The sequence below is a fragment of the Pseudonocardia autotrophica genome, from assembly GCF_003945385.1.
GTDB lineage: Bacteria > Actinomycetota > Actinomycetes > Mycobacteriales > Pseudonocardiaceae > Pseudonocardia > Pseudonocardia autotrophica.
Window position 1 is genome coordinate 2097678 of the sequence record NZ_AP018920.1, and the last position, 12785, is coordinate 2110462.

Annotated in this window: 13 protein-coding genes; 5 read left to right on the top strand and 8 right to left on the bottom strand. The window is 72.3% G+C overall.

Annotation, left to right across the window (positions count from 1 at the left end; all coding sequences use genetic code 11):
* Nucleotides 1–17: 17 nt before the first annotated feature.
* From Pdca_RS10060 to Pdca_RS10070, 3 genes are read right to left on the bottom strand one after another with little or no spacing between them, the layout of a single operon-like run.
* On the bottom strand, nt 18–620 hold the full coding sequence (locus Pdca_RS10060) for a response regulator transcription factor (RefSeq protein WP_373865550.1): 603 nt from the start codon (nt 618–620) through the stop codon (nt 18–20).
* A complete protein-coding gene (locus tag Pdca_RS10065) occupies nt 614–1735 on the bottom strand; it encodes a GAF domain-containing sensor histidine kinase (RefSeq protein WP_085915298.1) in 1122 nt (373 codons plus the stop codon). Before Pdca_RS10065 ends, Pdca_RS10060 begins: the two co-directional genes overlap by 7 nt.
* A gap of 28 nt (nt 1736–1763) precedes the next feature.
* Nucleotides 1764–3305 carry a class I adenylate-forming enzyme family protein gene (locus tag Pdca_RS10070; RefSeq protein ID WP_197719961.1) on the bottom strand — a complete coding sequence of 514 codons (1542 nt, stop codon included), beginning with the start codon at nt 3303–3305 and terminating at the stop codon, nt 1764–1766.
* A 112-nt stretch (nt 3306–3417) separates the two neighbouring features.
* Here Pdca_RS10070 and Pdca_RS10075 point away from each other — a divergent pair, with 112 nt between their 5' ends.
* The 3 genes from Pdca_RS10075 to Pdca_RS10085 are packed head-to-tail and all read left to right on the top strand — an operon-like array spanning nt 3418 to nt 6167.
* Nucleotides 3418–4893: a linalool dehydratase/isomerase domain-containing protein gene (locus Pdca_RS10075; RefSeq protein WP_125911343.1), complete on the top strand. Its 1476-nt coding sequence runs from the start codon at nt 3418–3420 to the stop codon at nt 4891–4893.
* Nucleotides 4890–5390 (top strand): SCO family protein, encoded by a 501-nt coding sequence (locus Pdca_RS10080; protein ID WP_085915246.1) that lies wholly within the window; start codon nt 4890–4892, stop codon nt 5388–5390. The genes Pdca_RS10075 and Pdca_RS10080 overlap by 4 nt, the downstream gene beginning before the upstream one ends.
* 54 nt (nt 5391–5444) lie before the next feature.
* Nucleotides 5445–6167 (top strand): AAA family ATPase, encoded by a 723-nt coding sequence (locus tag Pdca_RS10085; RefSeq protein ID WP_085915247.1) that lies wholly within the window; start codon nt 5445–5447, stop codon nt 6165–6167.
* 9 nt (nt 6168–6176) lie between these two features.
* On the opposite strand, the gene Pdca_RS10090 is transcribed toward Pdca_RS10085, so the two are convergent.
* The 4 genes from Pdca_RS10090 to Pdca_RS10105 form a co-directional block, all read right to left on the bottom strand.
* Nucleotides 6177–7037: an amino acid ABC transporter permease gene (locus Pdca_RS10090; RefSeq protein WP_085915248.1), complete on the bottom strand. Its 861-nt coding sequence runs from the start codon at nt 7035–7037 to the stop codon at nt 6177–6179.
* Nucleotides 7034–7681 carry an amino acid ABC transporter permease gene (locus tag Pdca_RS10095; RefSeq protein ID WP_085915249.1) on the bottom strand — a complete coding sequence of 216 codons (648 nt, stop codon included), beginning with the start codon at nt 7679–7681 and terminating at the stop codon, nt 7034–7036. Before Pdca_RS10095 ends, Pdca_RS10090 begins: the two co-directional genes overlap by 4 nt.
* 78 nt (nt 7682–7759) lie before the next feature.
* Complete coding sequence (locus Pdca_RS10100) at nt 7760–8644, bottom strand: glutamate ABC transporter substrate-binding protein (RefSeq protein WP_085915250.1); 885 nt, start codon at nt 8642–8644, stop codon at nt 7760–7762.
* A 60-nt stretch (nt 8645–8704) separates the two neighbouring features.
* Nucleotides 8705–9433 (bottom strand): amino acid ABC transporter ATP-binding protein, encoded by a 729-nt coding sequence (locus Pdca_RS10105; protein WP_085915251.1) that lies wholly within the window; start codon nt 9431–9433, stop codon nt 8705–8707.
* 133 nt (nt 9434–9566) lie between these two features.
* On the opposite strand from Pdca_RS10105, the gene Pdca_RS10110 reads away from it, so the two are divergent.
* Together Pdca_RS10110 and Pdca_RS10115 are read left to right on the top strand one after the other, a co-directional pair.
* Complete coding sequence (locus Pdca_RS10110) at nt 9567–10250, top strand: response regulator transcription factor (RefSeq protein WP_085915300.1); 684 nt, start codon at nt 9567–9569, stop codon at nt 10248–10250.
* A gap of 4 nt (nt 10251–10254) precedes the next feature.
* Nucleotides 10255–11709, top strand: a complete 1455-nt coding sequence (locus Pdca_RS10115) for a sensor histidine kinase (protein ID WP_085915252.1) — start codon at nt 10255–10257, stop codon at nt 11707–11709.
* 65 nt (nt 11710–11774) lie between these two features.
* Here the strand turns inward: Pdca_RS10115 and Pdca_RS10120 are convergent, their stop codons facing one another.
* Nucleotides 11775–12749 carry a TAXI family TRAP transporter solute-binding subunit gene (locus Pdca_RS10120; protein WP_085915253.1) on the bottom strand — a complete coding sequence of 325 codons (975 nt, stop codon included), beginning with the start codon at nt 12747–12749 and terminating at the stop codon, nt 11775–11777.
* Between the last annotated feature and the right edge of the window lie 36 nt (nt 12750–12785).

Sequence of the window (12785 nt, forward strand, 5' to 3'; positions counted from 1 at the left end):
GTGCCGGTCCGGAGGGCTCAGAGCAGGCCGTGCGCGCGGGCGTTCGTGATCACCTGCGCCCGGTTGCGTGCCCCGAGCTTCTGCATCACGTTCTGCAGGTAGGTCTTCACGGTGTTCGGTGAGAGCGTGAGCGCGGTGGCGATCTCGGCGTTGGTGTGGCCCGACGCCACCAGCCGCAGCACGTCGTACTCCCGGGCGGTGACCGGCGCGGCGGCGGCGAGCTGCGGGGCCCGGTAGCTGCCGGTGCGGGCGACCTCCCGCAACGCGTCCCGCAGCGTCGTGCCGGAGGCGTCCTTCACGACGAGCCCGCAGGCGCCCGCCGCCAGTGACGGCCCGACGGCCGCGTGCTCGGGGAAGGCGGTGAACAGCAGGACCCGGGCCGCCGGGGCGGCCGTCCGCAGCCGGGGGACGACGTCGACCGCCAGGCCGTCGGGCAGCCGCAGGTCCAGCAGCACCACGTCCGGCCGCAGTCGCGCCGTCGACCGGACCGCCTCGGCGCCGTCGCCGGCGTGCCCGACCACCCTGATGTCGGGATGCCGGGCGAGCTGCGTGATGACCCCGTCCCGGACCACGGGATGGTCGTCGACGATGAGCACCCGGATACCCGGTGTGCTCAGCACGGCAGCTCGATCCGCCAGGTGGCGCCGCCGTCGGGCTCGGTGGTGATCCGGACGCTCCCGCCGAGCCGCCCCGCGGCGTCGGCGCTGCTCGACAGGCCCAGCCCCGGCTGGTGGTCGGCCGGCAACCCGACGCCGTCGTCGGTCACCGCGACGACGATCCCGCCGCCCGGCCGCAGCCCGGCGGTGACGACCACCGCGGACGCCCGCGCGTGCTTCTCGATGTTCAGCAGCGACTCGCGTACGGCGGTCACCACGACCTCGGTCCGGTCCGGGGTCAGAACCGGCGGGTCGTCGAGAACGACGAGCTCCGCCGGGATCCCGGTCCGGTCGGAGAAGGCGGCGCAGTCGGCCCGCAGCGCCACCGACAGGGCGAGCGCGGCCGGGGAGGCCCGCAGCGTGCGCAGCGAGTCGCGCAGCGCCGTCGACGCCTCGTCGGCCTGCCTGCGGAGCCGGTCCAGCCGGGCCGCCAGCTCGGGATCGTCGCCCGCGTTCTCGGCCAGGCCGGCCACCCCGGATCCGATCGCGAACAGCAGTGCACCGACGCTGTCGTGCAGTTCGGCGGCGAGCCTGCTCCGCTCCTCGTGCACGGCGACCTCGCGGGCGAGCCTGCTGCGCTCGGCGACCGCGACGGCCAGCGCTGCCTCGTCGGCGACCGCGCGGACCCGGGCCACCGCCCGGTCGCCGAAAGTCCCGTCCGAGCGGGCCCCGACGGCGATCACGCCGTGCGTGCGCCCGTGCCTGCTGACCGGGACGGCGAGCAGCCTGCGGACCGACTCGGCCTCGATGTGCGCGTCGAAGGTGTGCGTGATGCCCTTGGCCCTGAGGTAGTCGTCCACCGACGCCGGGCTGCCGGTGCCGTAGACCTTCCCGGTCAGGCCGTGACCGAGCGGGACCCGCAGGCCCCGGAGCAGCTCGGTGCGGTCGCCGCGGATCTGCCCGAGGATCAGGTACGCGTCGTCGGGCCCCGCCCCGGCCAGCGGCTCGGCGATCCACGAGACGTCCCCGTCCGCGGCGAGCTCCTCCAGCGCCGCGCGCATCGCCGCCCGGCGGTCCAGCAGCTCGACCAGACCGCCGTGCGCATCGGCGACGGGGCCGAGAGCGGACACGATGCCCATGCCGCCCATTGAACGCTGTCCCTCGTCCTCAGTCACCGTCGAACCGGGTGATCAGCTCCCGGCGCATGATCTTCCCGGTCGAGGTCTTCGGGAGGTCGTCGACGAACCGGACGAGCCGCGGCCGCTTGTAGGCGGCCAGCCGCTCACCGGCCCAGGCGATCAGCTCGTCCTCGGTCGGCTCCGCTCCGCTCGTCCGGACCACGTAGGCGCAGGCCAGCTCACCGCGGACGGGATCGGGCACCGGGCCGACCGCGACCATGGCCACCGCCGGGTGGCCGGCGAGCACCCGCTCCAGCTCCGCCGGGTACACGTTGTAGCCACCGGTGATGATCATGTCCTTGCGGCGGTCGACGATGAACACGTGACCGCTCGGGCTCATCGACGCCACGTCGCCGGTGTGCAGCCAGCCGTCCGGTTCGATCGCCTCGGCGGTGGCCTCCGGATTGCCGTGGTAGCCGAGCATCACGATCGGGCCGCGCACCATCAGCTCCCCGGGGACGTCGAACGGGGCGTCCCGGGCGGAGTCCTCGAGATCGGCGATCCGCACCTGCACCCCGGGCAGCGAGACGCCGATGGAGCCCGGGACCCGGGGCGCGTGCACGGCGTGCGTGGTGCCGAGCCCGGCGATCTCGGTCATCCCCCAGAGCTCGATCAGTGGCGCCCCGGAGCGCTGCTCCCAGCGTTCGATCGTGCTGACCGGGATGGTCTGGCCGCCCACCGTGCAGCGGGTCAGCGAGCTCAGGTCGGCGTCGGAGGTGGCCGGATCGGCGAGCAGCATCGCGTACATCGCCGGAACCCCCTCGAACAGCGTCGCCCGGTGCTCGGCGATCAACCGCAGGGTGTCCTGCGGGGTGAACCGCTCCATCAGCACCACGGTGCCCCCGGCCAGGAACGTCCCGTTGATCACGACGTTGCCGTACACGTGCGGTGCGGGGAGCGCGGTGACGACGACGTCGTCCTCCCGCCTGCCGTGCATGGTCGCGGTCGCGGCGCAGTTCGTCAGGACCGCCCGGTGGCTCTGCACGGCGCCCTTCGGATGGCCGGTGGTGCCCGAGGTGTAGCCGATGGTGGAGGGGGAGTCGGGATCGGGCGTCACCGCCGGTGCGTCGCCCGGGTACCCGATCACCTCGTCGAAACCGGTGACGCCGTCGGTCGCGGGGTCACCGGTGCCCGCGGCCGGGCCGAACGCCACCACGTTCGTCAGCTCCGGGAGATCACGGGTCAGCTCGACGAGCGTCGCGGCGTGCTCGGCGCTGGTGAACACCACCGCGGCGGCGCAGTCCCGGAGCACGAACGCGAGCTCGGACGGGGTGAGCATCACGTTGACCGGGTTCACGACCGCGCCCGCCTTGAGCGCGCCGTGGTAGGCCACCACCCACTCCCAGCGGTTCTGCGCGTAGAGCGAGACCGGCCGCCCGGGCCGTACCCCGCGCCCGATCAGCCACGCCGCGACCCGGTCGCTGAGGTGGTCGAGCTCGGCGTAGCCGAGCGTGCGGGTCGCCGTGATCAGCGCAGCCTTGTCCCCGAACCGCGCCGCCGCAGCGGGCAGGATGTCGCCTGGACCGTTCACGGTCACCTGACCTCTCTGTCGATGTGGTCGGTGAGCACACCTCATGACCGCGTGCCCCGGCACCCCCGAACGGGTGTGGCGGCGCACCGTCGTCTGCGTAGCGTCGTCGGCCATGACGACAACGGTGTCGATCCTGGACCGCGAGCAGCTCGGCCACCTGCGGCACTGGGACAACCTGTCCCGGCAACTGCCCAACGACTGGTCGCTGATGCAGGGCCGGGCGGACGGGCAGGACGACTTCGGGGCCTTCCGCTTCCAGCTCACCTACATGATCTACGGCCTGGCGCTGGCGCACCGGCACCGGCTGCCGGCCGCTCCCGGGGTGTTCCGGCCGACGATCCAGCGGCTGATCGACAAGCTGCTGATGCCCGAGGTGTGGATGTACTGGCGCGACGTCTCCCGGGGCGGCGCCGTGTTCAACGCCCATCTCGGCGACCAGCTCGCCGAGCAGTGGGATCCGGTGGTCCGGGACAACATCATGTACTCGGCCTACGTGCAGTCCAGTGCGTTGCTGCACGACTACCTCTTCGCCGACGACCGGTTCGCCGCACCCGACTCCCTCGCGTTCCGGCACTGGTCGTACTTCTGGGGCGGCCCGGAGAAGCACTTCTCCTACGACCGGGACTCGCTGAGCGACCACATCTACTGGCAGATGGTGGAGAACGGCTATCTCGGCGTGGCCTGCGAGCCGAACTGCGTCTTCCAGATCTGCAACCAGCCCGCGATCCTCGGATTCCGGATGCAGGACCTGATCAACGGCGGTGCCCGTGCCGAGGAGGTGGTCGCCGGCTACGAGCGGGCCTGGGCCGACTTCGGACGTCTCGACGAGGCGGGGCACTACAACACGATGGTCTTCGAGGACAGCCGGGTCGTCGCACCGAACGCGGGCGTCGCTCCCTGGGTGGACGCCTGGTGCGGGGCGCTGATGAACACCTGGAACCGCGACTTCGTGCGGGAGCACTATCCGCGCCAGCTCGCCGAGCTGGTCGTCCCGGCGGCCGGCGACACGCTCACGGTCCGGTCGGCGCCGCCGTCGGTCGTGATGGGACAGCAGGTGGTCGCCGACACCTGCGACACCGGCTGGGTCACCGTCTGGGCGTCCGAGATGGGGGACCGGGAAACCCTCCGGGCGCTGCTGGCCTACACCGACCGGCACATGAACCCCAGCTGGCGCGACGGCGGGCTGTACTACCCCCGCCACGACGAGCCGACCGACGCCGATGGCAACCGGACCGGGATGGAACCGCTGACCGGCAACGTGCTGCTCGGGTACGCCCGGCTCAACGTGCCGGACGGCCTGTGGGGGCTCTACAACGAGCCGTGGGGCCCCGAGCAGCACGCGCTGCCGGCGATCGTCGAGGTGGAGCGCGATATCGAGGTCAGCCGGGCCGAGGTCGTCGACGGGGTGCTGCACGGCAGGCTGCGCCGTGATCGTGCGCTCCCCGGTGGCGGGACCGTCACCCTGGGCAGGGTGGCGCCCGGCGCCCGGGTCGGCCTCGGCGGTACCGAGGTGACCGGCCGGTGGACCGGCGAGGGCCTCGTCCTCGAGGTGCCGGACGGGCCGGCGGTCGATCTGGTCGTCTCGTGAGCGCCCCACCGATCCGGGCCACCTACACGCTGGTCGACCACGACGACCGTGCCGTCACCGAGGCCAGCTACCGGGGCCGGTGGCAGCTCGTCCAGTTCGGGTTCACCGGGTGCCGGGTGGTCTGCCCACGGGCACTGGCCAAGCTCAGCGGGGTGCTCGACGAGGTCGACGCCGTCGCCGGGGCCGATGCGCTGGTGCCGCTCTACATCACGGTCGATCCGGAGCGGGACTCGCCGGAGGTGCTGAAGGCCTTCCTGGCGGGATCCCATCCGCGGTTCACCGGGCTCACCGGGACCACCGCGCAGGTCGAGGCGGCGAAGAGCTCGTTCCGGATCTTCACCCGGCGCCGCGCCGCCCCGGAGGGGTACGACGTCGCGCACACCGCGATCACCTATCTCCTCGATCCCGAGGGCAGGCCCGCCCGGCACTGGGCCGACACGGTGGACGGCCCGGTGTTGCGCGACGACCTGATCGGCCTGCTCGAACCGGCGGGGTAGGGGCGGCAGGGCAGGGGCGGCGTCGCAACCCGCGCGGGCACTAGCGTGTGGACGGTGGGGGCAGGGCACTTCGTCGCACGGGTCGGTCTCGATCCGGAGACACCGGAGCAGGGTTATCCGTTCGATCTTCCGGTGGTCCGGTGGCTGCGCAGCAATCCGGTGCTGTTCGGGCCGGGGGTCACGTTCCTGGTCGGGGAGAACGGCTCCGGCAAGTCCACGCTGGTCGAGGCCATGGCGGTGGGGCTCGGGCTGAACGCGGAGGGCGGGTCGCGATCGTTCCGGTTCGCCACCCGGGCCAGCGAGTCCGAGCTCGGCGGGCACCTCCGGGTGGCGCGCCGGCCGGGCCGCGAGCGGAACAGCTTCTTCCTGCGCGCCGAGTCGTACTACAACGTCGCCACCGAGGTGGAACGCCTCGGTGGCGGGCTCACCGAGGCCTACGGCGGGTCCGGGCACGAGCGCTCGCACGGCGAGTCGTTCATCGCGCTGCTCACCCACCGGTTCGGGCCGCGCGGGCTCTACCTGCTCGACGAGCCGGAGGCGGCGCTGTCGCTGACCGGCGCCCTGGCGGTGCTGCAGCGGATGGTGGACCTGACCGCGCAGGGCAGCCAGTTCATCGTCGCCACCCACTCGCCGGTGCTGCTCGCGCTGCCCGGCGCGAACATCCTGGAGCTCACCGGGGACGGCGTCCGCAGGGTCTCCTACGACGACGCCGCCCCGGTCAGCCTCACCCGGGCGTTCCTGGACGATCCGCAGGCGTTCCTGCGGCACCTGGGGTGACCCGGCGGCTCAGAGCACTCCGGCGCCACCGACCTGCCCGGTGTCGGTGGTCTTCGGCGCGACCGGCCCCCTGGTGAGCCGCTTCTCCACCAGCCGGGAGATGCCGGACAGGATCAGGCAGAGCCCGATGTAGATCACCGCGATCACGAGTGCGACCTGCAGGATCGGCGATCCCAGCTGGCCCTGGCTGCCCAGCTGGCGCGCCACCAGGAGCAGCTCCTCGTAGAGGATCAGGAAGCCCAGCGCGGTGTCCTTCAGCACGACGACGAGCTGGGACAGGATGGTCGGCAGCATCGACCGCACCCCCTGCGGGAGCAGGACCGACGACATCACCCGGGTCTTGCGCATCCCGAGCGCGTACGCGGCCTCGCTCTGTCCCCGGGGCACCGCGTTGATCCCCGCGCGGAACACCTCGGCCAGCACCGAGCCGTTGTAGAGCATCAGGCCGAGCACGACGGCCCAGAACGCGGAGATCTGGATACCGATGCCCTGGTCGAGGCCGAAGTAGAGGATGAAGATCAGGATGAGCAGGGGGACCGCTCGGAAGAACTCCACGATCGCCGTCGACGGCACCCGCAGCCAGGAGTGGTCCGACAGCCGGCCGGCGGCGAACAGCGCACCGAAGACGACGGACAGGACGGCCGCGACCGCGAACGCCCGCACGGTGTTCCAGAGCGCTTCGAGGATCCGGTACTGGATCTCGATGTAGGTGATCCACTCCCACATCCGTGGCGCGAACTGACCGGTCGCGTAGAACCGGTAGAGGACCAGGCCGATCACGGTCCCGATCGCCGCGACTCCGACCACACCGAGGATCCGGTTCCGTGCCCGTGCGACCGGACCGGGTACGTCGTAGAGGACCGAGCTCATCGGGAGACCCCCCATCGGGCGTCGAGACTGCGCTGCATCCAGGTCAGGGGCGCCACCAGGATGACGAAGAACAGGGCGACCCAGAGCAGGCCGACGAGCACGTTGTAGCCGCGCTCGGACAGCGTCTGGTAGATGCCGCCCGCGTTGAACACGGCGAAACCGGCGGCGATCGTGGTGTTCTTCAGCAACGCGATCTGCACGTTCGTCATCGGCGGCACGGTTGCGCGCATCGCCTGCGGGAGCACCACCTGACCCAGGATCTGGGTGAAGGTGAACCCCAGCGCCCGGGATGCCTCGGCCTGTCCGACCGGGACCGTGTTGATCCCGGAACGGACGACCTCGCACACGAAGGCCGCGGTGTAGAGCGTCAACCCGATGCTGGCGAGTGTGAAGAAGGACAGGTCCACGAGATCGAGACGCGGGTAGGCGAAGGCGAAGAAGAACAGCACCAGGGTGAGTGGCGTGTTCCTCAGGATCGTCACGTAGGCCGTCCCGAAGCCGCGCAGGACCGGTACCGGGCTCACCCGCATACCGGCGATCAGCGTGCCGAGGAGCAGCGATCCGATCGCGGCCACCACGAAGAGCCCGAGAGTGCCCCCGAACCCGCGTATGTACACGTCCAGATTGTCCAGAAGGACGTTCACCGAGGAGCCTTCCTTCTCTCAGCCGAGACGGCTCGGTCCCGGTGCGGCCGCACCGGGACCGAGCCGTGCACCGGTGACTCAGTAGCGGTCGATCGCGGGCGGGGTACCCGGGGTGCCCGAGACGCCCAGCGTGCCGTCGTAGATGGTCTGCCAGGTGCCGTCGTCGTCGGCGGCCTGCAGCAGGTCGTTGACCTTGTTGCGGAACGCGGTGTCGTCACGCGGGACGCCGATGCCGTAGGGCTCGTCGGAGAACGTGTCGCCGACGACCTTCAGCTGCTCGGGGTTCTGCGAGGCGAAGCCCAGCAGGATCGCGTCGTCGGTGGTGACGGCGTCGACCTGGTTGTTCTGCAGCTGGTCCACGCACTGCGAGTAGGTCTGGAACTCGACGATCTGGTCGGTGAGGCCGTCGTCGCGCACCCGCTGGATCGGGGTCGAACCGGTGACCGAGCAGACGGCCTTGCCCTGCAGCGTCTCCGGGCCGGTGATCTCGGTGTCGTCGGCGCGGACCAGCAGGCTCTGCCCGGCGACGTAGTACGGGCCGGCGAAGCCGACGCGCTGCTTGCGGTTGTCGTTGATCGTGTAGGTGCCGACCATGTAGTCGATCTCGCCGCGCTCGATGACGTCCTCGCGCGCCGCGGACGGCACCACCCGGTAGTCGATCTGGTCCGGGCCGAAGCCGAGGCCGCCGGCGACCATCCGGGCCATCTCGACGTCGAAGCCGGAGAAGTCACCGGTGGTGGCGTCCCGGAAGCCGAGGCCCGGCTGGTCGTCACGGACACCGATGACCACGCGGCCACGCTGCGTGATCGCGTCGAAGGTGGGCGATCCCTCGACCGTCACGTTCTCCGCGACGGTCGGCTCGTAGCCGGAATCCTGGGCGCCCGGCGCGCCTTCCTGGCCGCAGCCGGCCAGCACCAGTGCGGAGGCCAGTGCGGCCGCCACCAGCATGCGGGATCTCTTCATGGGGGTCTCCACTCGTTCGGGAACGGTGTTCGGATGCCGCGGATCCGCGGCGCGGGCGCCTCAGTGGCTGAGGATCTTGCCCAGGAAGTCCTTCGCGCGGTCGCTGCGCGGGTGCGAGAAGAAGTCGTCGGGCGTGGAGTCCTCGACGATCTCGCCGTCGCTCATGAAGACCACCCGGTGCGCTGCCCGGCGGGCGAAGCCCATCTCGTGGGTCACCACGACCATCGTCATGCCCTCCGACGCCAGCGAGGTCATCGTGTCGAGCACCTCGTTGACCATCTCCGGGTCGAGCGCGGAGGTGGGCTCGTCGAACAGCATGACCTTCGGCTTCATCGCCAGCGCCCGGGCGATCGCGGCCCGCTGCTGCTGACCACCGGAGAGCTGCGCCGGGAACTTGTCCTTCTGGTTGGCGATCCCGACCCGCTCCAGCAATGCCAGCGCCGTCTTCTCGGCCTCGGCCTTCGACACCTTCCGGACCTTCAGCGGCCCGAGCGTGACGTTGTCGAGGATCGTCTTGTGCGCGAACAGGTTGAACGACTGGAACACCATGCCGACATCGGCCCGCAGACCGGCCAGCGCCTTGCCCTCGGCGGGCAGCGCGGTGCCGTCGATCTCGATGGTTCCGGTGTCGATCGGCTCCAGCCGGTTGATCGTCCGGCAGAGTGTGGACTTGCCGGATCCGGACGGGCCGAGCACGACCACGACCTCGCCCCGCGCGACCTCGAGCTCGATGTCGCGAAGCACGTGGAGGTCGCCGAAGTGCTTCTGCACCCCGGTCATCCGGACCATAGGGGTGCTGGACGCGGGCGTGCTGCTCATGCTGCCTCCGGACATGGCGAGAGCCTGGACGGAACGGACAGGTGAGTCCACCACCTTGAGGAAGCTTTAGGGTCTCGGCCACGTAACGGAAGGGGTGTCGCGGGTGCACATCCTGTTGATCGAGGACGACGACCGGGTCGCCGCCGCGCTGCGCCCTGCGCTGCATCGGCACGGCATGACCACGACCCGGCTCGACCACGGCCGCGGCGTCGTCGAGCATCTCGACGGGGTGGACGTCGTGCTGCTCGATCTCGGCCTGCCCGACTCCGACGGGCTCGACGTCTGCCGGGCGATCCGGGCGGTCAGCGAGGTCCCGGTACTGATCGTGACGGCCCGCGGCGAGGTGTCCGACCGGATCGCCGGGCTGCACACCGGCGCCGACGACTACCTCGTCAAGCCCTACGACATCGGCGAGCTCGTCGCCCGGGTGCACGCCGTGCAGCGCCGCCGCAAGGTCGGCGCCGACGGCACCGTGACACCGGCCGGTGCTTCTCCGGTGACGGTCGGCGACGTGCACCTCGACCCGGAGCGGCACGAGGTCACCGTGGCCGGACGGGAGGTCGTGCTCACCCGCAAGGAGTTCCAGGTGCTCGCGCTGCTCGCGCGCGCCGACGGCGCGGTCTGCACCCGCGCGCAGATCGTCTCCGAGGTGTGGGGCCGGGGCTGGGCCGGGGCGAACCGGACCCTCGACGTGCACGTCGCCACGCTGCGCACCAAGCTCGGCCGCCCGGAGCTGATCCGGACCGTGCGCGGCGTCGGCTACCGGTTCGCCGCGACCGAGGACTGACCCGGTGCGGAGCCGGTTGCTGCTGGTGGTCCTGGTGCTCGTCGGCCTGCTCGCCGTGGGGCTCGGGGTGCCGCTGGCGCTCACCGACTCGCAGCGCACCCAGGAGGAGGTCTTCACCGACCGGCTCACCGACACCATCTCGTTCGCCTCCGCGGCGCAGCGGGCGCTGATCGAGTCGCCGCAGGGCCGCTCGGCCACGACGGCGTTCGCCGCCGAGATCACCCGCTACGACGAGGTGTACGGGGTCGCCGTGCTCGCGTTCGACCGCTCCGGTGAGCTGCTCGCCGCCTCCCGTCCGTCGGAGCGGCTGCCCGAGCTCGCCGGCGAGCCGACCGAGCGTCTGACGGTGGCGCTGGCCGGGCGCCGGTCGGCGTCGACGGCCTACCCGCTGCTCATGCCCTGGGACACCGCGCCGATCGTGCTGGCCGAGCCGGTACTCGTCGACGGCGAGGTGGTCGGGGCCGCGATGACGGTGTCACCGACCGGCGCGTTGCGCGCCGCGCAGGTCCGCACCTGGTCGGTGATCGCGGGCGCGGCGGTGCTCGCGCTGCTGGCCGGGACGCTGGTCGCGCTGCCGCTCACCGCGTGGGTGCTGCGCCCGGTCCGCAGGCTGGACGAGGCGATGGACCGGATCGGCACCGCGGTGCTCGCCGGCGGTCCGCCGGAACAGCCGACCCGGCGGACCGGGCCGCCCGAGCTGCGCTCGCTGGCCGGCTCGTTCGACCGGATGTCGACCACCGTGCGGGAGGCGATCGCAGGCCAGCGGGCGTTCGTCGCCGACGCGTCGCACCAGCTCCGCAACCCGCTCACCGCGCTGCGCCTGCGGCTGTCCAACCTGGACGGCGCGGTGGCGCCCGGCGCGGCCGACGACCATCTCGCGGCGATGGAGGAGGCCGAGCGGCTGTCCCGGGTGCTGGACGGCCTGCTCGCGCTGGCGCGGGCGGAGCGGGCGGCCGAGACCGGCGATCCGGACGCGGTCACCGAGCTCGACGCCGTCGTCGACGACCGGGTGGAGAACTGGCGGCCGCTGGCCGAGCACACCGGCGTCGAGCTGCTCCGCGGCGGACCGCTCGGGCTGCGCGCCCGGATCGACCCGGCCGGGCTGGAGACGGTGCTCGACGCGGTGCTCGACAACGCTCTGAAGTACACCCCGTCCGGCGGACGGGTGCGGGTGGAGACGCTGCGGGCGGCCGGGCGGGTCGGGGTGAGCGTGGTCGACGCCGGGCCGGGGATGCCCGCGGAGGACCGGGCCCGGGCCACCGACCGGTTCTGGCGGGCCCCCGGCCAGGTCAACCTGGAGGGCAGCGGACTGGGCCTGGCGATCGCCGCCCGCACCGCGGCCGCGGCCGGCGGGGTGCTGGTGCTGGACCCGGCGCACGGCGGCGGCCTGCGGGTGGCGATCTGGCTGGACCCGCCCGCCCGGCGCCCGCCCGGTGGCGCCGGGGCAGCGGCCCAGTAGCCCTCGGTGCAGCAGTAGCCCTCGGTGTAGCGGTAGCCCTTGGTGTGGCAGTCACTCTTGGTGTGTCAGTAGCCCTTGGTGTAGCGGTAGAACCGGAGCGCTCCCGGGTGCAGCGGGATCGGCTGGGTGCCGATCGCCGACCGGGAGTCGATCGTGATCGCGGCCGGGCTGGCCTCGGCGACCCGCGGCTGGGCGTCGATCGCCGCCCGGATCAGCGCCTCGGCGAGTTCGTCCGGCATCGCGGCGGTGACCAGCAGGGCGTTGCGCACCGACAGGCAGGACACCGGGCCGGGCAGGCCGTAGGTGTTCGCCGGTACCGTCGCCAGCGAGTACACCGGGAACTCCTCGCGGGTGCGGTCGAGTGCGTCGCCCAGCTCCAGGAGCCGGATCGGGGTGTCGGCGGCGAGTTCCCGGATCCCGTCGGTGGGGACTCCGCCGGACCAGAAGAAGGCGTCGATCCGGCCCTCCCGCAGCGCCGTGACGGCCTCCGGGAGGCCCAGCTCGGCGGAGTCACCGAGCTGGTCGACGCCGAGCCCGGCCGCGCGCAGCAGCCGGATCGCGATCGCCTGGTAGCCGCTGCCGTCCGGACCGATCGACACCCGTCGTCCGCGCAGGTCCGACAGCCGGGCGAGGCCGGAGTCCCGGCGGGCGACGACGTGCGTGACGTCGTCGTAGAGCCGGGCCAGCGCCATCGGCTCGTTCGCCCCGCCCGGCCCGACATCGGCGGCGACGTCGGCGGCCACGTCGACCTGGCTGATCGTCACCGTCGCGCCGCCACCGGTCAGCAGCCGCATGTTCTGCCCGCTGCCCGCGGTGTTGAGCACCCGCGGTGCCCGGTCGAGGCCCAGCCGTTCCTGCCAGATCCCGGCGAGCGCGCGGGCCAGGTTGATGTAGACGCCCGGCTGCACCCCACCGGCGATCACCAGCTCCGGCGGCGGCGCCCCGCCGGTGCAGGCGCCTCCGGCCCCGAGCAGGACGCCCGCGGCGAGCCCGGTGTGCAGCAGCGCGCGCCGGGAGAGGACATCGGGCCTCGGGGTCACGCGTCCATCTTCGGCGAAACCCCGGGCAGCAGGTGG